General features: G+C 66.8%; 17 protein-coding genes. 5 read left to right on the top strand and 12 right to left on the bottom strand.

Features of this window, described 5'->3' with window-relative positions; genetic code table 11:
* Positions 1-288 precede the first annotated feature (288 nt).
* Positions 289-1,590 carry an acetyl-CoA C-acetyltransferase gene (locus A5779_RS12215; protein ID WP_064882195.1) on the bottom strand — a complete coding sequence of 434 codons (1,302 nt, stop codon included), beginning with the start codon at positions 1,588-1,590 and terminating at the stop codon, positions 289-291.
* 109 nt (positions 1,591-1,699) lie between these two features.
* Here A5779_RS12215 and A5779_RS12210 point away from each other — a divergent pair, with 109 nt between their 5' ends.
* Together A5779_RS12210 and A5779_RS12205 are read left to right on the top strand one after the other, a co-directional pair.
* Positions 1,700-3,052, top strand: a complete 1,353-nt coding sequence (locus A5779_RS12210) for a 3-oxoacyl-ACP reductase (protein WP_064882140.1) — start codon at positions 1,700-1,702, stop codon at positions 3,050-3,052.
* 13 nt (positions 3,053-3,065) lie between these two features.
* Positions 3,066-3,881 carry a MaoC/PaaZ C-terminal domain-containing protein gene (locus tag A5779_RS12205; RefSeq protein WP_064882192.1) on the top strand — a complete coding sequence of 272 codons (816 nt, stop codon included), beginning with the start codon at positions 3,066-3,068 and terminating at the stop codon, positions 3,879-3,881.
* An 18-nt stretch (positions 3,882-3,899) separates the two neighbouring features.
* Here the strand turns inward: A5779_RS12205 and A5779_RS12200 are convergent, their stop codons facing one another.
* From A5779_RS12200 to A5779_RS12175, 6 genes are all read right to left on the bottom strand, one after another.
* Positions 3,900-4,346 carry a lipoprotein LppJ family protein gene (locus A5779_RS12200; protein WP_131811640.1) on the bottom strand — a complete coding sequence of 149 codons (447 nt, stop codon included), beginning with the start codon at positions 4,344-4,346 and terminating at the stop codon, positions 3,900-3,902.
* 110 nt (positions 4,347-4,456) lie between these two features.
* Positions 4,457-6,298 (bottom strand): alpha/beta hydrolase, encoded by a 1,842-nt coding sequence (locus A5779_RS12195; RefSeq protein ID WP_110777171.1) that lies wholly within the window; start codon positions 6,296-6,298, stop codon positions 4,457-4,459.
* Complete coding sequence (locus A5779_RS12190) at positions 6,295-6,594, bottom strand: type VII secretion target (protein ID WP_064882136.1); 300 nt, start codon at positions 6,592-6,594, stop codon at positions 6,295-6,297. Before A5779_RS12190 ends, A5779_RS12195 begins: the two co-directional genes overlap by 4 nt.
* Positions 6,595-6,665: 71 nt before the next feature.
* Positions 6,666-10,028 carry an ATP-binding protein gene (locus tag A5779_RS12185; RefSeq protein ID WP_064882134.1) on the bottom strand — a complete coding sequence of 1,121 codons (3,363 nt, stop codon included), beginning with the start codon at positions 10,026-10,028 and terminating at the stop codon, positions 6,666-6,668.
* Positions 10,021-10,776: a DUF4194 domain-containing protein gene (locus A5779_RS12180; RefSeq protein WP_064882132.1), complete on the bottom strand. Its 756-nt coding sequence runs from the start codon at positions 10,774-10,776 to the stop codon at positions 10,021-10,023. The genes A5779_RS12185 and A5779_RS12180 overlap by 8 nt, the downstream gene beginning before the upstream one ends.
* Positions 10,773-12,245: a DUF3375 domain-containing protein gene (locus tag A5779_RS12175; RefSeq protein ID WP_064882130.1), complete on the bottom strand. Its 1,473-nt coding sequence runs from the start codon at positions 12,243-12,245 to the stop codon at positions 10,773-10,775. Before A5779_RS12175 ends, A5779_RS12180 begins: the two co-directional genes overlap by 4 nt.
* Before the next feature lie 143 nt (positions 12,246-12,388).
* Here A5779_RS12175 and A5779_RS12170 point away from each other — a divergent pair, with 143 nt between their 5' ends.
* Positions 12,389-13,477 (top strand): methyltransferase, encoded by a 1,089-nt coding sequence (locus tag A5779_RS12170; protein WP_064882129.1) that lies wholly within the window; start codon positions 12,389-12,391, stop codon positions 13,475-13,477.
* Here the strand turns inward: A5779_RS12170 and A5779_RS12165 are convergent.
* From A5779_RS12165 to A5779_RS12155, 3 genes are read right to left on the bottom strand one after another with little or no spacing between them, the layout of a single operon-like run.
* The gene (locus tag A5779_RS12165; protein WP_064882127.1) at positions 13,474-13,983 is read right to left on the bottom strand and encodes a hypothetical protein; all 510 of its coding nucleotides are present in this window, start codon (positions 13,981-13,983) and stop codon (positions 13,474-13,476) included. The genes A5779_RS12170 and A5779_RS12165 overlap by 4 nt on opposite strands.
* A gap of 54 nt (positions 13,984-14,037) precedes the next feature.
* Complete coding sequence (locus A5779_RS12160) at positions 14,038-14,661, bottom strand: TetR/AcrR family transcriptional regulator (protein ID WP_064882125.1); 624 nt, start codon at positions 14,659-14,661, stop codon at positions 14,038-14,040.
* Positions 14,662-14,713: 52 nt separating this feature from the next.
* A complete protein-coding gene (locus A5779_RS12155; RefSeq protein ID WP_064882123.1) occupies positions 14,714-15,850 on the bottom strand; it encodes a glycoside hydrolase family 3 N-terminal domain-containing protein in 1,137 nt (378 codons plus the stop codon).
* A 103-nt stretch (positions 15,851-15,953) separates the two neighbouring features.
* Between A5779_RS12155 and A5779_RS12150 the strand changes: the two genes are divergently transcribed.
* Both A5779_RS12150 and A5779_RS12145 read left to right on the top strand, forming a co-directional pair.
* Positions 15,954-16,127, top strand: a complete 174-nt coding sequence (locus tag A5779_RS12150; RefSeq protein WP_003881739.1) for a DUF2613 domain-containing protein — start codon at positions 15,954-15,956, stop codon at positions 16,125-16,127.
* Between the two features lie 40 nt (positions 16,128-16,167).
* Complete coding sequence (locus A5779_RS12145; RefSeq protein WP_207549070.1) at positions 16,168-20,400, top strand: alpha-(1->3)-arabinofuranosyltransferase domain-containing protein; 4,233 nt, start codon at positions 16,168-16,170, stop codon at positions 20,398-20,400.
* Between the two features lie 295 nt (positions 20,401-20,695).
* Here the strand turns inward: A5779_RS12145 and A5779_RS12140 are convergent, their stop codons facing one another.
* Entirely contained in the window at positions 20,696-21,637 is a 942-nt protein-coding gene (locus A5779_RS12140) for a R2-like ligand-binding oxidase (RefSeq protein ID WP_055119657.1), read from the bottom strand.
* Positions 21,638-21,646: 9 nt separating this feature from the next.
* Complete coding sequence (locus A5779_RS12135) at positions 21,647-22,327, bottom strand: TetR/AcrR family transcriptional regulator (protein ID WP_064882121.1); 681 nt, start codon at positions 22,325-22,327, stop codon at positions 21,647-21,649.
* Position 22,328: the final 1 nt, after the last annotated feature.

Genomic DNA, 22,328 nt, shown 5'->3' with positions numbered 1-22,328 from the left:
CTCACGCAGCCGGTCTTTCACCCCTGTACCGACTCTTTGGATCAGTCACTCCCGAACCCGTCGTACGCTCGATCGTACGCCTCGGGTACCCCTCAAACCAGAGAAAAGTACGGCCGAATTTGCCGAGAATTTGAAGCTAGGTCGCCCCGTGTTGCCGTCGGGTCGGGGGGTCAGACGGCAACACGGAGCTACCCGTGTATCGACCTCTATGCCGCGGCCGTTACACATCCCCGAAAGAAACTTTTCGGATGTTTTCGGCCTGGGCGTTTACGGAGGTCACGCCGCAAGCTACGCCTCCAAAATCGCGGTGACGCCCTGTCCCCCGGCCGCGCAGACAGAGATCAGGCCGCGCACCGGCTTACCCGTCTCCTTCTTCTTCTCGGCCAGTTGCTTGGCCAACTGGGCCACGATCCGGCCACCGGTGGCCGCGAACGGGTGACCCGCTGCCAACGAGGAACCGTTGACGTTGAGCTTGCTCCGGTCGATGCTGCCGAGCGCCTTGTCCAGACCCAGGCGCTCCTTGCAGTACTCGTCGGAGTCCCAGGCCGCCAGCGTGGCCAGCACCACCGAGGCGAACGCCTCGTGGATCTCATAGAAGTCGAAGTCCTGAAGGGTCAGCCCATTGCGGGCCAGCAGGCGAGGCACCGCATAGGTCGGTGCCATCAGCAGCCCGTCGGGCCCGTTGACGTAATCGACGGCCGCGGTCTCGCCGTCGACGAAGTAGGCCAGCGGCTCGTGACCGTGCGCCTGGGCCCAGTCCTCACTGGCGAGCAGCGCCACCGAGGCACCGTCGGTCAGTGGGGTCGAGTTGCCCGCGGTCATGGTCGCGTCACCGGCCTTGACCCCGAACACCGGCTTGAGCTTGGCCAGCTTCTCCACCGAGGAATCGGCCCGGAGATTGTTGTCGCGGTACAGCCCGAGGAACGGGGTGACCAGGTCGTCGAAGAAGCCACGGTCGTAGGCGGCGGCCATGTTGCGGTGGCTGGCGGCGGCCAGTTCATCCTGGTCGACGCGCTTGATGCCCATCTTCTTGGCGGTGACGGCGGCGTGCTCGCCCATCGACATACCGGTGCGGGGCTCGCTGTTGACCGGGATCTCGACGCCCAGTGCGGCCGGCAGCTTGCCGACCAGCTTGAGCCGGTCCACGTTGGACTTCGCCCGGCGCAGGCCCAGCAGAACCTGCCGCAGATCGTTGCCGAACGCGATCGGGGCGTCCGATGCGGTGTCCACACCGCCGGTGGCCGCAGACTCGTATTGCCCCAGCGCAATGGCGTTGGCAGCGACGATCGCAGCCTGCAGGCCGGTGCCGCAGGCCTGCTGAAGATCGAAGGCCGGCGTGTACGGCGACAACGAGCTGCCCAGCACGCACTCGCGCATCAGGTTGAAGTCGCGGCTGTGTTTGAGCACCGCGCCGCCGATCACCGCACCGAGCTGCTCACCGGCCAGATCGAAGCGCTCGATCAGCCCGTCCAGCGCGGCGGTGAACATGTCCTGGTTGGAGGCGTTGGCGTAGGCGCCGTCGGACCGTGCGAACGGAATTCTGTTGCCACCCAAAACGGCAACGCGTCGCCGGGTCGTGTTGTTGGCCATTTGTTTGCCCTCCACTGTCGGGTTGTCCGGGGCCATATTACCCACTGTTCTTACTCTGGAGTAAGTTCGGTATTGACAACGCAGTACTGCGAAGCGAAAGGCAGCTGAAGTGGCTTCCGACCTGTTCTCCCAAGTGGTCAACTCCGGGCCGGGATCGTTCCTGGCCAAGCAGCTGGGCGTGCCGCAGCCCGAGACCCTGCGCCGCTACCGCCCCGGGCAGCCGCCCCTGAACGGCTCCCTGCTCATCGGCGGCGAAGGCCGCGTCGTCGAGCCCCTGCGCGCCGCACTCGCCGGCGACTACGACGTCGTGTCCAACAACATCGGCGGCCGCTGGGCCGATTCGTTCGGCGGTGTGGTGCTCGACGCCACCGGCATCGCCGACGCCGCCGGGCTCAAGGAGCTCTACCAGTTCTTCACGCCGGTACTGCGCAACCTCGCGTCGTGCGCGCGTGTGGTCGTCATCGGCACCACGCCGGACGAAGCAGGCAGCGTCCACGCCCAGATCACTCAGCGTGCCCTGGAGGGCTTCACCCGCTCGCTGGGCAAGGAGCTGCAGCGCGGCGCCACCGCGTCGCTGGTGTACCTGGCCGCCGACGCCAAGCCCGGCGCCACCGGCCTGGAGTCCACCCTCCGGTTCATCCTCTCGGCCAAGTCGGCCTACGTCGACGGGCAGGTGTACCGGGTGGGCGCCGCCGACTCGACCCCGCCCGCCGACTGGGACAAGCCGCTGGCCGGCAAGGTCGCCGTGGTGACCGGCGCGGCGCGCGGCATCGGCGCGACCATCGCCGAGGTGTTCGCACGTGACGGCGCGACCGTGGTGGCGGTCGACGTCCCCCAAGCGGCCGAGGATCTTGGCAAGGTCGCCGAGAAGGTCGGCGGCAGCGCCCTGACGCTGGACGTCACCGCCGACGATGCGGTCGAGCAGATCGTCGCCCACGTCACCGCACAGCACGGCGGCAAGGTCGACGTTCTGGTCAACAACGCCGGCATCACCCGCGACAAGCTGCTGGCCAACATGGACGAGAGCCGCTGGGATTCGGTGATCGCGGTGAATCTCCTTGCCCCGCAGCGCCTCACCGAGGGTCTGGTTGCCGGCGGCACGCTCGGCGATGGCGGCCGGGTGATCGGACTGTCCTCCATGGCCGGCATCGCCGGCAACCGCGGCCAGACCAACTACGCCACCACCAAGGCCGGCATGATCGGCCTGACCGAGGCTCTCGCACCGGTGCTGGCCGAAAAGGGCATCACCATCAATGCCGTGGCCCCCGGGTTCATCGAAACGAAGATGACCGACGCCATCCCGCTGGCCACCCGTGAGGTGGGCCGCCGGCTGAACTCGCTGTTCCAGGGAGGCAAGCCGGTGGATGTGGCCGAGTTGATCGCCTACTTCGCCAGCCCGGCGTCGAATGCGGTCACCGGCAACACGATCCGGGTCTGCGGCCAGGCCATGTTGGGGGCGTGAGCAGGTGAACAACATGCTGCGCGCCGTCGTCGGCGCCCTGCCGTTCATACCGCGCGACGACACCCTGCCCGCACGCACCGTCACGGTCGACGAGCTGTCCATCGACCCGGCCAACGTTGCCGCCTATGCGCAGGTGACCGGGCTTCGGTTCAGCGACACCCTGCCGCTGACCTACCCGTTCGCATTGACCTTCCCCACGGTGATGTCACTGGTGACCGGATTCGATTTCCCTTTCGCCGCAATGGGTTCGGTACACATCGAGAACCACATCACGCAGTACCGGCCAATCAAGGTGACCGACACCGTCAGCGCCGCCGTACACGCGGAGAACTTGCGTGAACACCGCAAGGGCCTGCTGGTGGACATCGTCACCGAGCTCAAGGTCGGCAATGACACGGCGTGGCACCAGGTGACGACGTTCCTGCACCAGCAGAAGACCAGCCTGTCCGGTGAACCGAAACCGGAACCGCAGAAGCAGCCGAAACTGCCGCCGCCCAACGCGGTTCTGAACATCACCGCGGGCCAGATTCGGAACTACGCGTCGATCGGCGGGGATCACAACCCCATCCACACCAACGCGATCGCCGCCAAGCTGTTCGGCTTTCCTACGGTCATCGCGCACGGGATGTTCAGCGCTGCAGCGGTCCTGGCCAACATCGAGGGGCAGCTGCCCGATGCGGTCAAGTACTCCGTGCGGTTCGCCAAACCTGTGGTGTTGCCCGCCAAGGCCGGACTCTACGTCGAACGCGACGGCGACAGCTGGGAGCTGACGCTGCGCAACCTGAAGAAGGGCTACCCACACCTCACTGCGACGGTGCAGCCCGTCTGACTGCGAAGTAGCCGGGGGCTATTGCGATTCCAGCTCAGCCGTCACGTCGCCACGGTCGAACGGGTCTTTGGAGTGGTCATAGGTGTCGCGGCATTGGCCGTAGAGGGTGACGCGCGCGTGGGCGCCCAGTGGGAGAACGTACATCAGCTCCACCACTGCTTCCACGTCGTTCTTCTGCAACGTCGCGGTGCTGTGTGAGTGGAAGCCGGGGTCGCCCTGCCATCCGTGTTGCTGCAGCGCGGTAACGAGCATCGCAGGGTCCAGCGGCGCGGACCGGTCGGCGCCCGGCATCCAGAACACCAACACGAGCTTGCCTCTGAACGGGCCCTTGTTGTCATCGGTGCAGGATTCGTAGGTGAACGTCGTTCTGGTCAGGTTGCCCCGCAACCCCAGGTCCCGGACCAGTTCTTTGCCGGCGTCGATCACCTGCGCGCGGGACTGTTGCGGTGTCATCGGTTCTGTCACTGCGTTACCACCGCCGCACCCGACCATCACACTGGTCATTGTCACTAGCGCGATCGCCGTGATCACGTGTCTCCAACGCGTACCCAATCCTCATGCTCCTCCCTCAGTTCCTAATGGCGGTGGTTGTCCTGAGCGCGCCGATCCGCCTCGGGGTCGAAGGCTTGGTCGACACCCGGGATGGTGATCGAGGTGCCGGGCACCGGGATGGGGCCCATCGGGGTTGGTATCACCACCGGAACTTTGGCATACCAGTGATCTGAGCGATGTTCGGCCGTCATCCCGTTCTGTTGCAACCGATCACCGTGCCCTGAGGCGATGTCGGCCATGTTGTACAACGACTCCGAGCCCTGTTCGAAGTATCTGCTGTGATCGGTGCCGTAGTCGCGCAACGAGGATTCGGCGTCGAATCGGGTCGATCCGTACCCCTCGATCGACGGGTCGGTGCCCAGGCCCAGGCCGGGTGCATTCATGTGTTCTCGGCCGAGGTAGGTGACCGGGTCGGTGCTGGCCGCCCCCACGTACAGATGGCCGTCCGGAGGCAAGTGGAAATCGGCTGCCGATTTCGCCAGATCGGTGCCCGGGCTACCGATCAGCACAATGTCGTCGGCGCGCATACCGAACCCGGCCGCCGCATCGGCCACAGTGGTCGAGCCGTAGGAATGGCCGATCACAGTCAGGTGGCTGGAACCCAAGTGGGTGGCGTCCAGAGCGTTGACGTCGGCGGCCAACAGTTCAGCACCGTGGCGGGCCATGTTCGGCACCGCGACCGCCTGGTCGTCGGGCGCGTCATAACCCATCCACATGACGACTGCGTTCGACTTGCTCGGGTCGGCCAAACTGGTCTCGTTGTAGAGGTTGACCGGATCGGGGTTGTCCAACGATCCGCCCTTCACCGAGGTGGTGAGACCGGAGACCTTCACGGTCGTGTTGTTGGCGGTGTCGGGGTTACCGATCGCGATCGCCGCCGCACCCTTGCCGCCGAACGCCTCGGGGTCGTACTTGGTCAGAAAGATCGGTGGGTGCTGATCGTCGGTCCCGGGGAGCTTGGCGTCGCGGCCATAGCGGTCCAGCGCCTTCTGCACCTCGACCGCATTGTGGTAACGCGTGATGTCTGTGGCGGTCAGACCGTACTTTTCCGGGTGCGCCCGCACCTCGTCGACGCTGACATGGTGCGCCTCAGCCGCAGAGTTGACCCGGGCCAGATCCTGTTTCTGGATCTTCAGATTGGCCTCGCTCTTCACACCGGTCGGGATGCCGTTGAGGTTCCCGATCTTGTCCGGGTGATCGCGGAGCATCTGCGCCTTCTGCTCCGGGGTCAGCGAAAGCCACCAATCATGGATCGCGTGGGGGTCCTTGGTGTCGGGGATTTGTGGCTCGGCCTTGTCACCAGGGGTGGGTGCGCCCCCGCCGGCCCCGCTGCCCGGGCTGTTGGTCAGGCCGGCCACTGCCTGCCGTACCGCTTCGTCGGTCTGTTGATCCGCCGCGTCGAACTGAGCCAGCAACTTTTTCACCGCAGCGGTGTTGCGAACCGCCAGCATGCGGACCATCAACGCGTTGACCGGGCTGAGCCGAGCGTAGAAATCCAGAGCGCTGCCCGGCCGCACCGACACCGTGCCATCCGAAGCGACCTGCCAGCCCTGACCCTCCAACTGCGCCACGGTCTGCAACACCGATGATCTGATCTGGGTCAACTGCGCGCCGCCGGCCTGCAGAGGAGCTTGCACCCGAACCATGGCCTCGTGCACGCGCCGCATCTGTTCAAGGGTCTTCTGCCCGTCGGCAATTGCCGCATCTGACGCCGTGCCCTGCCATCCTGCCTTCAGCTTGTCCAGGTTCGCCTGCTGCCGATCGATCTGGGCCTGGTAGGCCGCCGCAGCCGCCTCCATCTGAGCGCCGGCGCGGGTCAGCGCCTCCGGTTGCGAGGCCTTCACCTGCTCGACGGTGACCGTCATCGACTGAACTGCTGCAATCGACGACCGAAGGTGGCGTCAGTGGCCTCATACTGCTGGGCTGCCGCCTCGAGCTTCTGCGAGTGACCGTTCAGCGCCGTAGTCACCGACTGGTTGACTTCATCGAACACCGCCTGGGCCGATTGACAGCCGCCCGCGGAGCGCAATCCCGCCATGCCGGCCGCCGCATCAGCCAGCGCCGCAGCGGCTCCGGTGTTCGACGCGGCCGCAGCTACCGATTTCTCCGCTGCAGCAACATCGCGCAACGTCGGCGCGTTTACTCGCAGGGTTGGCGTCACCCTTCGAGGATAAGTGCACCGTCACGCCGGTCCAGACACCAAATTCTGGTCAGCCGGCCCCTGCGCTCGAACTAGGCGCTCGCAACCGCCTCGCCCGAGGTCTTCCGCAGATCGGCGAATTCGGAGATCGATGCCGACGTGACCGAAGCGACCGGCCGGGCATTGGGCGCTGACGCGTCCGACTTGGACACCATCACCACGTTGTCGATGTAGGGCTGGATCGTCGTGCTGTTCTGCACGGTCGACACGATCACCAACTGGAAGCCGAACTTGCGGAACGCCGACAGGGCCTGCTGAGCGAACTGCGGATCCGACTTCGAGAACGCCTCGTCCAGCATGAGCTGGGCGAACAGCGGCCGGGTGTCGTCGCTGTCGGGGCTGGCCAGGTTGAAGCTCAGCGCCCCGGCCAGACAGAACGCCATGAGCTTCTCCTGCTCACCGCCGGAGTTGTCGCCGGAGTTGCTGTAGGTCCGGATGACCTCGCCGGTCTCGGCGTCGCGCTCCTCGCAGTACAGCACGAACCGGTTACGCACATCGAGTGCATCGCGGGTCCACTGGCGGTCCTCGGGGGTGTTGCCCGCCAACAACTTTCGCAACTGCAGGATGTCGGTGTACTGCTCGAACATCGCGGTCTCGTCGCCGAAGCTCACCAGGGACACCCGCGAGGAGATGCGCTGGGCCTTCTCGTTGAGTTCGTCGACGGCGGCCAGATGTCGGGTACCGGCATGCAGTGTCAACCGGGTACCGCGGTTGAACTCCACCGCGCCCAGCCCGGTATTGACGCGGGCGATCTGCTCGGTGATCCGCCGAGCCTCGTTGTCGGCGATCATGTGCAGGTTCAGGATCGCGCCCGGCGCCTGCTCGGTGATCAGCCGCTGCATGCGCTCGTAGGCGTCGGGCAGCTCGCGCTCGTCGATCCGACGGCACAACGCCACGTAGTCGTGCACCCGCTCGTCGAACACATCGCTGTCGTTGGGAATCGCATCGGGGAACGAGCTGTCGTAGGCGGCCATGATGCCGGCCAACTCGTCGTGAGACCGGTTGCGGTCCGCCCGCAGGCGGTCCCGTTCACGACTGATGACGCGGACCAGTTCGTTCCGGTAGAGCTCGGGTTCGAGCAACTCCAGGCTCAGCGCGATGTCGGCGGCATAGCCGTCGATCGTGTCCCGGGCATGTGACGGGAATTCGCCGGCACCGAGCCGCTCGGTCAAGACCTCGCTCAGCTCCAGCAGCGCCGTCCGCCTGCGGTCCAGGGTGGTCTCACGCTCGTTGAGCGAACCGATCTGTTGGATGACCTTCTCGACGCGCTCCCAGCAATCGTCGGCCCGCTGTTGCAGCCGTTCGGCGTCGGGATTGTCGGAGACCAGCAGATCGTGTTCGCCCTGCAGCCGCTCCAGCATCTCGTCCACCGAATCGGTGTCGATGTCACTCCACTGCATGTACTGGTCGCACAGCGCCCGGCAGGCCCGTTCCCGGGACTGCAGCTGGCCGCGGTGCTCGTCGAGCCGCTCACGGGCCGTGCGCGCCACCTGGTACACATCCTGGGCCGCGGTCAGATCATCCTGCAACGCTTCGACTTTGGCCGCTGTTCCCCCGAGGAAGATGTAATCCGAGGGGCGCAGCCGTGACCGGTCGTCCTTGATGGAGAGACGGCCGCTGTCCTTGCGCAAGCCCTGGTCGGTCACAGCGCGGGACTGCTCGGTGAACTCCCCTGGCCCGTCGACGCACACGTAATCACCCACCGCGGCAATCACGTTGAGCGCCTCCACGGCACTGTCATGCGTCGGGTCGGCCAGTTGAAGCTTGGTGGCCAGCGTGGCCGGGGGCGGAGTCCGCAACTGCGAACCGTGCTGGACGTGCTGCAGCTGGATCCGGCCGCGCATGTCGTTCTCGTTGACGAAACGCAGCGCCCGTTCCATGTGGGCGTCGGGAACCAGCAAGCGCAATCCGGCACCGCGCAACACCTTTTCGACCGCAAGCCGCCACCGCGACTCGTCCGGCTTGAGCTCCATCAGCTCTGCCACGTAGACCAGATCGCGTTCAGAGATGTCGAGCGCCCGGGCGATACGTGCCCGCATCTCATACTCGGTTCTGGGCAGCGGGGAACCCAGGCGCTGCACCCGCTCCAGCTCGGCTTCCACGCTCTCGCGTGCCTCACGAGCCCGGACTTCCTTCGCCGAGGCCTCGACGTAGGGCTGATTTCCGGTGAACAACTCACGGTGCAGCCGGTCGGCTTCCTCCATCAAAGTCTCACGCAGCGACCAGAATTCCTCGCCGTCGTCCGGCGGGGTCAACCCCAGTGCGGTGACCTTGTCCTCGTAGCCGCTGCGCCGACGCGACACCTCCTCGCTGACCCGCTCGGCCTCGGTCAGGCGCTGTTGCAGCGGCACCAGATCCACCGTGACGGTGTTGATCTGGGCCATCAGCGAGTTGTGCTCGTTCTTGAGCTGACGCTGCTGGGTACCGAACTCGTCGCGTTGGGCGCCAAGCTGGGTGATCTGATCATCGAGATTCGCGATCTCCGGGCCGGCCTGGGCCAGCCGCACATGGTCGACGTAATCGCGGATCATGGTGTTGTCGATCGTGTCGATCACCCCGAACTTGGCGGCCTCCTCGGCATAACGCGCTTGTACCGCAGCGATGTTGCCGAGCGTGTTGCGCTTCCGCCGGGCCACGTCGAGCAGACCACGGGCCTCGACCAAGGGGTTGATCTGCTCGAGCGCCTCCTCCACACCACTCAGGCTGGCCGGCTCGTCCAGCATGAACTCGCGGACGAACTGTTCAAGACCACCAACGCTTTTCAGCGATTTGGCCTTGCCCAGCAGCTGTTGAGCTGCTTCAGAGGCTCGGATACCGATGCTGGAGTACAACTGCGCCAGGTACTGGCTCTCGCTGCGGCCACCGGTCCAGCCGTCGTCCCGGAACACCGCGGCGTCATAGCCGTTGGACGCCCAGCGGTTGCACAGGCCGAAGATGTCGCGGTCGTCGTCGATCAGGTAGTAGCGGCTGCCCGGATCCGAGGTCTTCTCTGCGGCCAGCCATTTGAGGACCAACCCCGTGACCGAACGCCCGGTGCGGTCGCTGTAGGTGACCGCGACCGCGGACCAGGCCGGCCCCGTCCCGCGCAGGTACATGATCTGCCGGCTGGTGCCCTCGCGTCGCTCTCCCCACGCGCCGCGGACGTACTTGTCTACCGTGCGCTTGCCGGTGCCCGAACCCGCGGCGGTGGTGTCGCCCGAGGCGTTGAAGTTGCGGCGGTGTGACGGCAGGAAGGCCAGCGAAATCGCATCCAGCAGTGAGGATTTACCGCTGCCCGAGGATCCGGTGATCAGGGTGCCGTGTCGGCTGAACGGGATCGAGTGATACCCGTCGAACACGCCCCAGTTGATGACCTGCAGGCGCGACAGGGAGAACTGGTTGGTCGGGTCAGCCATGGGCGTCCACTTCGTCTTCGAGCCGTTCGGATACGTCTGTGTCGTCGGAGTCATCGACGGTGCCGTTCGCGGCCCGCTTGAGCTGCTCGAACTGCTGCTGCAACTCGGTGATCATCGACGCCGTCATGATGGCGTTGACCACCGGGCTGATGGTGAAACTGTCCTCGTCCTCCCGGTTACGCCCGAGCATCTCGATGTCAGTGAGCCGCTCGATCGCGTTGTCGATCCGCTTGTCGAACGAGGCGGTATCCCGGTCGGTGTCGTTGTTCACCCCGGCGAACAGCTCGTGGATCTCGTCGCGGCTGATCAGTACGTTCTCGTCGCGCGCCGCCGCGCGCATGAGCTTGGCCAGGTGCAGGGCCAGGATCGAGTCGTAGGTGTTGAGGGTCTCGCGGCGCAGCAGCCGACGCCGCCACTGCGATTCGTAGTCGGCCTGCTCGACGTAGGCGATGTCGTGATCATCCGAAATACACAGCCGCATATCGAGTTCCGACAGCCGCACGGTGAGTTCGGCACGGTACCGCGTCACCCACGACCACAGCTCCGAGTGGTTGTCCTTGCTGACGTAACGACGCGACAGCAGATGCTGAAGCGCCCAGCAGGCGCGGTCGGGCAGTTCGCTGACATCCCCGTCGAAGCGGGGCGCGCGCCGCTGGTCGGTGGACCGTTCGACGGCGTCGATGCTCGGCAGGGCATCGAAATCGATGACGCCGTCTTTGACGGGCGACGACTCCGGGGTGTCGGTCATAGCATGCTCTCGCTGGCAGTAGGGATCGGTTCGTTGAAAACCAGTCGGGGGATTTCGATTTCGCGGTCGGCACCCTCCAGAGACCGGAACCGCACCCGGACCGAAGGACCGTCGCCCGGTTCTCCCACCTGTTGCTTGAGTGCCCAGGACCACAGCACGATGACGTGCCCCAGGTACGCCGCGTCCAGCATGCCGATCGCGTCGGGTAGCGACAATGGCCCGTCCGCCACCGCGCCGTTGATCAACTCGGCGAGCTCAGCGGCGTCCACCTGGGACGCCAGTGCGGAGAAGGCCGACAAGTTCACCTCACCGTGCGAGGGTTCGGCCTGCGACGGCGGGACGGCGTCACGAATCTTGAATGCCACGGCGCCAATCGAATTGAAGTCCGTTCGGACCAGCGGAACCTCGATGCCGATGCGGCTGTCGGCGAGCGAAACGCTGAGCAGCTCCTGCGCGCTGGCCAGGGCGTCGTTGAGCTGACGGGTGACGCCGCGGCTGTGTTCCAGCGTGCCGGACGCGACGAAGCGTTTGATCCGTCGGGCGCAGCGCTGGCGGGTGCGGCCCACCTCGGCCGTCTGCGCCGACACCAGGCCGAAGAAACCCGTCATCACCTCGCGCAGGCCCGGGTCCAGGTGCGGCAACTCACGGGTCACCGCCTCGATGTCGGCCACCAGCGCAGCCCGCTGCTCGGGGTCCTGGATCATTCGGGTGAAGGCGCTGTAGGACGCACTCTCCCGCGAGGCGAACAGCGACTCGTAGTCGTCGAAAAGCTGGCGTTGGCGCTCCCGGTAGCCGAGATCGGTATCGGCGGAGGCATCCAGCAGTCGGGTGGTGATGCGGTTCAGCATGGCGCCGTACTGCCCGATGTCGGAGACGATCTGCTCCATCTGCAAGGCGATGGCTCGTGCCTCGTCTTCGACGTCGACCAGGTCGGGTTCCGGCCGCTGTCCCTGCTCGAGAGCATCCAATTCATCACGCAGCTTGGCGATTTCGGCTTCGATGTCGGCACGGATGCGATCGGGGTCATTGCTGACCTGGCCGGCCACGCGGCGCAGACCGGCCGCGATCCCGGTGATCGAACCGCCGGTGGCGACGGTGTCCTCGCGTCGCATGCGGCGGGCGAAATCCAGCACGGCCCGCGCCTCGTAGGTGAGGTAGCAGACATTGCGTTCGGTGTCACCGGACTGCTCGGTGATCCGGTGCAGCCAGCCCTGGCTGGCCCAGTGCTTGATCAGGGCCAGACCCGACTGGTCCGTTTCGGAGCCGAGGTCGGCGAGGTCGCGTTCCAGCCGGACCACCAGGTCGGTCTCGGTGAGCTTGGCGCCGCGGTCCAGGTGGCGTTCCATCAGCGTCAGGTAGGTGGCCAGGTTGTTCGTCACCAGGAGCCGCAACGAGCGCGAATCGGCCACCTCGCGATGGAGCTGGTAGAGCTGGTCCAGCGACGAGCTGCCGGTGCCTGCCTCAGGCATTATCGGGTTCTTCGGTCGCGTTGAACATTCGCACCACTCTAGGCGGCCGACGCAACAGGTTCCGACGCCAGTTCGGTTTGCTGTTGACTATCAGACCGGCCATAGTGACCGACACCTCAGCCCAGCTGCCCTAGAGTCATCCGGTGACTCCCGCCAAGGTGCCGCCGGCCGGATTGGTCCGTGCGGTCGAACGCGTTCGCCACCACCTGCGTCGCGTGCATCAGCGCGCGGTCCCGCCGCCCGCGGCGATGCTGGAGCTGATCCTGGGTGCCTGGGTCGCCCAGGGCATCACCGCCGCCGCACAACTCGGAGTGGCCGACGCGCTGGCCGACGGCCCGCTGCGCCCCGAGGAGCTGGCGCGCCGCGTCGAGGCCAATCCCGACACCCTCGACCGGCTGATGCGGGCGCTGGTCAGCGAGGGCGTCTTCCGTCGCACCCGCGACGGACGCTACGCACTTAATCCGTTGGGCGACACGCTGCGCACAGACGCGCCCGTCTCGATCGCCGGGATGGCCAAATTCGTCGGCTCGCCCCAGCATCGGGAGCACTGGAGCCATCTCGCCGATGCGGTCCGCACCGGCGAGGCGGTCATCCCGAGGCTGCGCGGCAAAGGGGCGTTCGACTACATGGGCTCCGAGCCTGAACTGGGCGCGATCTTCAACGACGCGATGACCAGCGTCTCCGAGCTGGCTATTGCCCCCGTGGTCGCCGCCTACGACTTCTCCCGGTTCGGAACCATCGCCGATGTCGGCGGCGGGCACGGCCGACTGCTGGCGGCCATCCTGCAGGCCACCCCGCGGAGCCGGGGCGTGCTCTACGACCTGCCGCAGGTGGTCGACGGAGCACCGGCGATGTTGGGCAAGTACGGAACCGCCGACCGAGTCCGCGTCATCCCCGGCTCCTTCTTCGACAGCGTCCCCGCAGGCGCCGACGCCTACGTCATGAAGAACATCATTCACGACTGGCCCGACACCGAGGCACTGTCGATCCTGCGCAATGTGCGCGCCGCCGCGACACCGGGCACCACTCTGCTGCTGATCGAGGGAGTGATTCCCGACCACGACCGCGAGTTCCTGGGCAAATGGACCGACATGGAGATGCTGATCGGGATCGCCGCGAGGGAACGCACCGAGGACGACTACCGAAAGCTGTACCAGGAGGCCGGGTTCCGGCTCACTCGCGTGGTGGAGACGGCATCACCATTCAGCCTGGTGGAGGGTGTGGCCGCTTAATCCTCGTTGGCGCACGGCGAGGTCGCGGACACGTCGAGTCTGTAGGTACTGGCCGGACTGATTTCAGCCTGTACCGAGACGCTGTACCCCCGGCTGTCCTCGTAGGCTTTGTTGTGCGGCGGTTCCGGCTCTGGGCGGGTCCACGGTATGGGTTGGAACCCCTGATCGAGCAGGGTGTCGATCCGGGTCAGGGCTGCCTGGACGAGCTCGGGCGCGGGATCGGGAATCGAGGCTTGGCGGTACACCCGCCAGGGCGGCCCGTCCGGCATCATTCCCGCATTCGTGCGGCAACCATGCAAGGCCGCGAAGGCGGGATCGGGATCGATGGGCCTGCCGACGATCATCGACACGTAACCCGCGACCGCCCGCGCCGCCTCGGTGACGGTCAATGAAACTGGCTCCGTCGTCGCCGCGCCTTCGCCAGCAGGCTGATCTTTGCCGAAGAATCCACATGAGCTTGTGGAGACCAACAGAATCGTCGCGAAAAGAGTTGTGATCAGCTTCATTTCACCTGCATCCGGGATACTTGGTCGACGGTGGCCCGCTGCCGGCGATGCCGATCAGCTCGTCGTGACCGACTGCGTTCCCGCGTCCGAGGGCGTGCCCTTCAGACCGCGCCAGAACAGGTTGATCATCAGCTCGGCCGCCTCGTTCACGTCGGCATCTCCGGTGCTGACCCGGCTGGCGATCGCCTCGCCGGCGCCCACCAGCGCCACCGCCATCATCTCGAAGTCGCTGTCGGGCTGAGGATTACGCGTACCGGTGCTGAGCAGCCTGGCCACCAGATCGATGATCCGGTCGCGGCCTTCCCGGACCGTGTGCGCGAATGCCTGTGAGCTGGTGGCCTGGGTATAGAGCACCATCCAGGAGGCCCGGTTGGCATCGATGTAGGTGAGGAACGCCAGCACGGCACTGCGCAGCAGATCCTTGGGGCTCTGGGTGAAGTCGATCTCCCCGCGCACCACGTCCACGAACCGGGTCAGCTCCCGGTCGAGGCAGGCGCCGAACAGTTCTTCTTTGGAGCCGTAGTAGAGGTACAGCATCGGCTTGGAGATCTCGGCCTCGGCGGCGATCGCGTCCATCGACGTCTCGTGATAGCCGTTGACCGAGAAAATCTGCACCGCGGCGTCGAGCATCTGCTGTTCACGCACAGCCCGCGGCAGCCGCTTGGTTCCACCTGCCATCCGAACAGGATAAGCGTCCGGTTGAGGAACAGGGCAGCAGCTCAGCGAGCTGCTAGCAGTGCACCCCACCCTTGGCGTCAATATTGCGCTGCACCGCCGCATCCACGGCGGCCTGGTTCAGTTGGCCGTCGGCCAACGCCTTCTCCAGGCCGTCGAGCACCGCGGGCACCTCGTCGGTGGTGATCCACAGCGCGTTGTCGGCCCCGGCCTGGAATGCCTTGAGCACCGCAGCAGCCACTCCGTAGCGCTGGTTGATCGCGGCCATGCTGGACAGGTCGTCGGTGTAGACCAGCCCGTTGAAGCCCGGGCCGCCGTATCCGCCCGAACGCAGCAGCTCATACGCGGCGGGGCTGAGGCTGGCCGGATCGGTACCGGTCAGGCCCGGCACCTCCAGGTGTCCGACCATGACGGCCACCGGGGCCTGGGTGGTCAAGGTGGCGTAGGGCAGCAGATCGTTGGCCTTGAGCTCCTCGAGCGGCGGGGTGGTCACCGAGCCGGTGTGCGAGTCACCCGAGCCGTGTCCGTGTCCCGGGAAGTGCTTGAGCACCGGGAGCACCCCGGCCTCCCGCAGCCCGCGGGCATAGGCACCGGCGTACTCGGTGACCTTGGCCGGGTCGTCACCGAAGGACCGGTCACCGATGACGGTGTCGTCGGGATCGGAGGTGACGTCGACGACGGGCGCGAAGTCGACCGTGATGCCGAGGCCGCGCATCTTCTGGCCGCGCTCCAGCGCGATGCCGTACACCTCGTCGACGGATTTGGTCTGGGCCAGCACCCGCGCCGACGGCTGCTCGCCGATCAGCGAGGACAGCCGCGAAACCCGGCCGCCCTCTTCGTCAACGGTGACCGCCAACGGCAGCGGGCCGGCGGCCGAGATATCGCGCAGGGATCCTTCGTTGACCATCGACAGGTCGGTCCAGCTGCCGATCATGATGCCGCCGACGTGCTGGCTGCTCACCACCGAACGCGCGTCGTCCGCGTCCTTGACCCCGACGGTCAGCAACTGGGCCAACTTGTCGCGGGGCGACAGGGCCGCCACATCGCATACCGGCGCGGCGGGCATCGGTGCGTGGGTGGACATCGGCTTCGTGTCAGAAGACTGAGACTCCGGCGCCGGCGTGCTCGGGGAGCAGGCCAGCAACAGTCCGGACAACGCTGCGAAAGTTGCGACGAGGCGCGGTGAAGCCATGAGGCCCGACCTTAGCCGCTGAGCAAGCCGTAATCGATTCTCTGCGTGTCGACCCACGTCCACCTGGCACTGATCGGCGGTGTTGCCGTGCTAGGTTGGCCGGGTGAACCGGTTCGTCATACCCTCCGCGGCCAGCATTGTCGTCGGCCTGCTGTTGGGGGCGGCTGCCGTTTTCGGTGTGACGCTAATGGTGCAGCAGGACACGAAGCCTCCGCTGCAAGCGGGCGACCCGGCGTCATCGGTGCTCAACAGGGTCGAGTACGGCGACCGGTCCTAGCTTGGATGTGCCGCTAACGCGGCGGGCGCTCGACGCGCCACTGTCGCGGCGCTGGTTGTGGGTGGTCGCCGCGGCGACACTGCTCCTGACTTTCGCCCAGTCGCCCGGAGAGATTTCACCCGACACGAAGCTGGACCTCACTGCCAATCCCCTGAGGTTCCTGGCTCGCGCCTTCAATCTGTGGAACAGCGACCTGCCGTTCGGGCAGGCGCAGAACCAGGCCTACGGCTACCTCTTCCCCCACGGCGCGTTCTTCCTGGCCGGCGATCTGCTGGGGATTCCCGGCTGGGTCACGCAACGACTGTGGTGGGCCCTGCTGTTGACCGTGGGTTTCTGGGGCATGCTGCGCCTGGCCGAACTCCTGGGCATCGGCAGCACCGGTTCGCGTGTCCTCGGCGCACTCGCCTTCACGCTGTCACCCCGCGTGCTGACCACCCTCGGCGCGATCTCGTCCGAGACGCTGCCGATGATGCTGGCGCCGTGGGTGCTGGTACCGATGATCCTGGCGTTCCGCCAGGATCGGAACCTGCGGCTGATGGCTGCCCGGTCGGCGGGCGCCGTGGCGCTGATGGGCGCGGTGAACGCCGTCGCCACCCTGACCGGCTGCCTGGCAGCGATCATCTGGTGGGCCTGCCACCGCCCGAACCGGCTGTGGTGGCGGTTTACCGCGTGGTGGTTCGGCTGCACGGCACTCGCCGTCGCCTGGTGGGTCGTGGCGCTGGTGATGCTCGGTCGGATCAGTCCGCCGTTCCTGGACTTCATCGAATCCTCGGGCGTCACCACGCAGTGGATGTCATTGACCGAGATGCTGCGCGGCACCCATACCTGGACCCCGTTCGTGGCGTCTACCGCCACTGCGGCGGCGTCACTGGTGACGAGCACGGTCGCGGTGCTGGCCACGACCTTGGTGGCGGCAGCCGGCCTGGCCGGGTTGGCGCTGCGCTCAATGCCTGCGCGGGGCCGGCTGATCACCATGCTGTTGATCGGCGTGGTCCTGCTGGGCCTGGGCTATTCCGGGGGGCTGGGCTCCCCGGTCGCGACGGCGGTCCAGGATTTCCTGGACGGCACAGGCACGCCGCTGCGCAACCTGGCCAAGCTCGATCCGGTGCTGCGGCTACCGCTGGCGCTGGGTCTGGCTCATCTGTTGGGCCGGATCCCGCTGCCGGGCAGCGCGGCCCTGCCGGTGTGGGTGCGGGCATTCGCCCGGCCCGAACGCGACAAGCGCATCGCGGTGGCGATCGTGGTGCTCGCCGCACTGGCCGCCGGAACCTCGCTCGCCTGGACGGGCCGGATCGCCCCCGCCGGAACCTTCACCGCCATCCCGCAGTACTGGCACGACACCGCGGACTGGCTCGACGAACACAACACCGACCGGGGCCGGGTCCTGGTCGCACCCGGCGCCCCGTTCGCCACCCAGACCTGGGGCAACAGCCACGACGAGCCGTTACAGGTGCTCGGATCCAGCCCGTGGGGGGTGCGGGATTCGATCCCGCTGACACCGCCGGAGACGATCCGCGCACTGGATTCGGTGCAGCGGTTGTTCGCCGCCGGCCGCCCTTCTGCGGGACTCGCAGACACCCTTGCCCGGCAAGGCATTTCGTATGTCGTACTGCGCAACGATCTGGATCCCGACGTGTCCCGGTCAGCCCGGCCGGTGCTGGTGCACCGGTCGATCGAAGGGTCTCCCGGACTGTCCAAGGTCGCCGAGTTCGGCGACTCGTCGGGTCCCGGGACGCTGGAGGGCTTCGTCGCCGACAGTGGTCTGCGACCGCAGTACCCCGCCGTCGAGATCTATCGGGTGGACACCGGCGGAACCAACCCGGCCGCGCCCTATCTGGTCGACACCGACGCGATGACCCGGGTGGCCGGTGCACCCGAGGCGCTGCTGCGTCTCGACGAACGCCGACGCCTGGCCGGCCGACCCCCACTGGGGCCGATGCTGCTGACCGCCGATGCCGAACGGGCCGGCCTGCCGGTACAACCCGACGGATCGGCCGGGGTGATCGTCACCGACACCCCGACCGCGCGCGAGATCGACTACGGCCGCGTCGACGACCACGCCTCGGCGATCCGCACCCCCGACGACGCCCGCCATACCCACAATCGGGTCCCGGACTACCCGACCGACGGGGCCGCACCGGTCTACGGCAAGTGGAACGGCGGACGGGTGTCGGTGTCCAGTTCGGCCGCGGACTCCACCGCACTGCCCAACGTCGCGCCGGCCACCGGACCCGCTGCCGCCATCGACAGCGACGGCTCGACGTCGTGGGTGTCCAACGCCCTTCAGGCCGCGGTCGGCCAGTGGTTGCAGGTCGATTTCGATCACCCGGTCACCAACGCCACCTTGACCATCACCCCCAGCGCGACGGCGGTCGGTGCCCAGGTGCGCCGCATCGAGGTGGCCACCGCGACCGGCACCAGCAGCCTGCGCTTCGACACCGCCGGCCAGCAGTTGACCATCCCGCTGCCGGTCGGTGAAACGCCGTGGGTCCGGGTCACCGCGGTCGCCACCAACGACGGTTCGCCCGGCGTGCAGTTCGGCATCACCGATCTGTCCGTCACCCAGTACGACGCCTCTGGATTCGCGCACCCCATCAACCTGCGGCACACCGTGGAGGTTCCCGGTCCTCCAGCGGATTCGGTTGTCGCACAATGGGACCTGGGCACAGAACTCCTGGGCCGGACCGGCTGCGCCGACAGCCCGGCCGGGGTCCGGTGCGCGGCTGCACTGGCGCTGGCCTCCGAGGAGCCGGTGAACCTCAGCCGCACGCTCACGGTGCCCGCCCCCACCGAAGTCGAGCCGACGGTGTGGATCCGGTCCCGCCAGGGACCCAAACTCGCCGATCTGGTCGCCCAACCCGGAACCACCCGCGCCTCCGGTGACGCCGATCCGATCGACGTGCTCGGTTCGGCCTATGCCGCCACCGACGGCGACCCGCGGACGTCCTGGACCGCGCCGCAGCGCGTCGTTCAGTTCAAGGCGCCGCCCACGCTGACGCTGAAACTGCCTGCGCCCACCGAGGTTGGCGCGCTGCGGATCGATCCCGGCGCCAGCCAACCGCCGGCGCATCCGACGCTGGTCTCGATCGACCTGGGCGACGGTCCGCAGGTACACAAGCTCCCCGGCAACGGTGAGGCTCAGACCGCGCACCTCAAACCGCGGGTGACCGACACCATCACCGTGTCGCTGCTCGCCTGGAACGACATCATCGACCGCACCTCGCTGGGCTTCGACCAGCTCAAGCCGCCCGGGCTGGCCGAACTGACCGTCCTCGACGTCCACGGCAAGCCTGTCGCCCCCGCCGACTCCGCCGCCAATCGCAAACGGACGGTGTCACTTCCGTGCGGTCAGGGTCCCATCATCGGCGTGGCCGGGCAGTTCATCCAGACCTCGGTGCGCACCACCGTGGGGGCACTACTCGACGGTGATCCGATTGCGGCCCAACCCTGCCGGACCGGCCCGGTCACCCTGCCCGCCGGCCAACAGGAACTCCTGGTGAGCCCGGGCGCAGCGTTCGTCGTCGACGGGGTCGTCCTCAATACCCCGGAGGCCGCTCAGCTACGCGTGGCCACAACAACTCCCGTCGCCGCACCGGTGTGGTCACCGGACCGCAGGCAGGTCGAGTTGCCGGCATCAGGGAAACCGCGGGCCCTGGTGGTGCCCGAAAGCGTGAACCCGGGATGGATCGCGCGGACCGCCGATGGCACCGCACTGAAGCCGGTGAAGATCAACGGTTGGCAGCAGGGCTGGGTGATCCCGGCCGGCGAGAGTGGACCCGTCACGTTGTCCTTCCCCTCGAACCGGCCCTACCGCATCGGGTTGATCGGTGGACTCGCACTGCTGCCGGTGCTGGCCCTGTTGGCCCTGTGGCCGGCGCGGCGCCGCGATCTGGATCTCGATCCTGTGCAGCCGTGGCAGCCGGCGCGGCCGCTGGCGGCGGCCGCGGTACTCGCGGTGGGTACGGCGCTGTCGGGTCTGCCGGGATTACTTGTAGCGGGTGCCGCCCTGGGAGTGCGCTACCTGCTGCGTAATCGCGACGCCTGGCAGGAGAGGCTGACGGTCGCCGTAGCGGCGGGCGGGCTGACGCTGGCCGGTGCGGCGCTGAGCCAGTACCCGTGGCGGTCGGTCGACGGGTATGTCGGACACTCGCCGTGGGTGCAACTGGCGGCGCTGCTGTCGGTCATCTCCGTTGCGGTATCCACGATCACCTTTGCCCGATCACCCGAGCCGATCGTCACACCAAAAGCACCGGAGCCCACCGATCCGGAGTAAACGGGCACTTCGCCGACGGATTCAGTGGAGCTGTTGACAACGCGGGTATCCAGTACTTACGGTACCGACACGCGTGACACAAGCCCGGAACGTCCTTTGCTGCATGGGGGACCTCAGGTTGCGGACCAGGATTGTGCAGGGCTGAGCGTATTAACTACGCAGTCAGTTGCAGCCGAGCTGTGAGGCTTAGCTGTGTTCGCGCGGCTGCGCACTATGTGGTGCGCACGGCTGCGGTGTCGGCGACGGAGGGGTTCGCCGACACCGCACCCTCGGGACCTGTCGCCGACCTTGCGGGTCAGGCGGTGGCCGCCAGCGCCCGCGCATCCTCGTCGGCGAACGTGTCCTCCAACGTCAGTGGCGAGTAGTCGAGGTCGATCTCCTCGAGCGGCCGGCCCCGGGCGCTGCTGATGGTGCCGAACCGGCGCATTCCCTTGTCGGCCGAGTACTGCATGAACTCGTCCTGCACCAAGCCGAACGGAATGTCCGGTGCGTACAGGGCGAAGCCCTCCTCGGTGAGTCGCAGCGCCAGCGGGATCAGCTCGTTCATCCGCTCCTCGAACACCGCCCAGTTGGCGTCATCGGCGGCGACGTGACGGCGACAGGTGAACGTGCCCCACGCCATGTGCCGACGCTCGTCGTCCCCGATGCGCCGGACCAGCTCCTGCATCCCGGGCAGGATCCCGCGATCGACGCAAATCTTGTGCCACGCATAGTATCCCGTGAGAGCCAGCATGCCTTCGACGATGTGGTTGTAGGTCACCGACGCCCGCACCTGGGCAGCCGGCGACGGGTCGGTGTACAACGCATCCAGCGACTGCGGCAGCTCCTCGTAGAACATCTGCCGGTAGGCCGGAAGGTCGTCGAAGTAGTTGTGCAGATCGTCGCCGATACCGACGGCGTCCAGCCACATGCGGAACACCTGGGTGTGTTTGGCCTCCTCGAAGGCGAACTGGGTCAAATACATCTCGTCACCCAGGCGGCCCTCGGCCCGCATCGCGGACATGAAAGGCTGAATGTCCTTGGTGACAGCCTCCTCCCCGGCGATGAACTCGGCGCACAGGCGGGTGGCGTACTCCCGTTCCCGATCGGTCAGCGCCTCCCAATCCGCTCGGTCGCGGGAGAAATCGATGTCGGCAGGATCCCAGAATTTCGCGTTACCACCCGCGAAGAGCTTCAGCGGCAAGCTGTTCCAATTGAGGCCACCTTTGGCCAGCGAACCGAACTGTGTGTGTGACATGAGACCTCCTCAGGTCTGGCGGGCTGGTTGATCGGATGCCGAGAAATTGGGTACCGCGAATGCGGCCGACAACACCCCGACGAGGCGGCGTACGGCCAGGGCCGGTTGCTCAGGGCTGGGCTCATCGAGGCCCAGGATCGGATCCATCCCACGCACGTACGGCGCGAGCGCCAGGTGCGGAAAGATCATCAACATCAGCGACAGCAACGCATCGACGTCGCAGTCGGGCTTCAGGTCGCCGCGCGTTTGCGCATCCCGCACCAGGGGGCGCAGCACATCGAGGTAATGACGGTGGACCACGGCGCGCACGCTGACCCGCGCGTCGGCGTCGACCTCGAAACTGGCGGCGGCGTGCAGCGCCCGCTCCCTGGGGTGATCGGCGAAGTAGGCCACCCAGTCGTCGAGCAGGTCAGGGAGGAATTCGAAGAGCGGGCGGCTCGGATCGAGCTCGCGAATCCGGCCTTCCATGTAGGACCGCACCCGCTGGCTGCCGACATCGGCGATGAACGCGTACAGGTCGCGCTTGTCCGCAAAGTATTGGAAGAGACTGCCTTTCGCGACACCGGCCTTGCGGGCGATGACGTTGAGGCTGCCGCGGGAGTATCCGTGCGCCCCGAATTCCGCCTCGGCGGCCGCGATCACCGCGGCCCGACGAGCGGGATCGACACGTGCCCAGGTGACCGTTGGCATC

Source organism: Mycolicibacterium peregrinum (assembly GCF_001665625.1).
Classification (GTDB): Bacteria; Actinomycetota; Actinomycetes; order Mycobacteriales; family Mycobacteriaceae; genus Mycobacterium; species Mycobacterium peregrinum_B.
The sequence above is the reverse complement of the archived record's forward strand: the minus strand, read 5'-3'. Positions and strand labels throughout refer to the sequence as shown.

What these genes read in the sequence shown, in the direction of transcription:
- A5779_RS12215 (WP_064882195.1), bottom strand. Translation starts at nt 1,590, where the DNA reads ATGGCCAACAACACGACCCGGCGACGCGTTGCCGTTTTGGGTGGCAAC.
- A5779_RS12205 (WP_064882192.1), top strand. Translation starts at nt 3,066, where the DNA reads ATGCTGCGCGCCGTCGTCGGCGCCCTGCCGTTCATACCGCGCGACGAC.
- A5779_RS12195 (WP_110777171.1), bottom strand. Translation starts at nt 6,298, where the DNA reads ATGACGGTCACCGTCGAGCAGGTGAAGGCCTCGCAACCGGAGGCGCTG.
- A5779_RS12185 (WP_064882134.1), bottom strand. Translation starts at nt 10,028, where the DNA reads ATGGCTGACCCGACCAACCAGTTCTCCCTGTCGCGCCTGCAGGTCATC.
- A5779_RS12180 (WP_064882132.1), bottom strand. Translation starts at nt 10,776, where the DNA reads ATGACCGACACCCCGGAGTCGTCGCCCGTCAAAGACGGCGTCATCGAT.
- A5779_RS12175 (WP_064882130.1), bottom strand. Translation starts at nt 12,245, where the DNA reads ATGCCTGAGGCAGGCACCGGCAGCTCGTCGCTGGACCAGCTCTACCAG.
- A5779_RS12165 (WP_064882127.1), bottom strand. Translation starts at nt 13,983, where the DNA reads ATGAAGCTGATCACAACTCTTTTCGCGACGATTCTGTTGGTCTCCACA.
- A5779_RS12160 (WP_064882125.1), bottom strand. Translation starts at nt 14,661, where the DNA reads ATGGCAGGTGGAACCAAGCGGCTGCCGCGGGCTGTGCGTGAACAGCAG.
- A5779_RS12155 (WP_064882123.1), bottom strand. Translation starts at nt 15,850, where the DNA reads ATGGCTTCACCGCGCCTCGTCGCAACTTTCGCAGCGTTGTCCGGACTG.
- A5779_RS12140 (WP_055119657.1), bottom strand. Translation starts at nt 21,637, where the DNA reads ATGTCACACACACAGTTCGGTTCGCTGGCCAAAGGTGGCCTCAATTGG.
- A5779_RS12135 (WP_064882121.1), bottom strand. Translation starts at nt 22,327, where the DNA reads ATGCCAACGGTCACCTGGGCACGTGTCGATCCCGCTCGTCGGGCCGCG.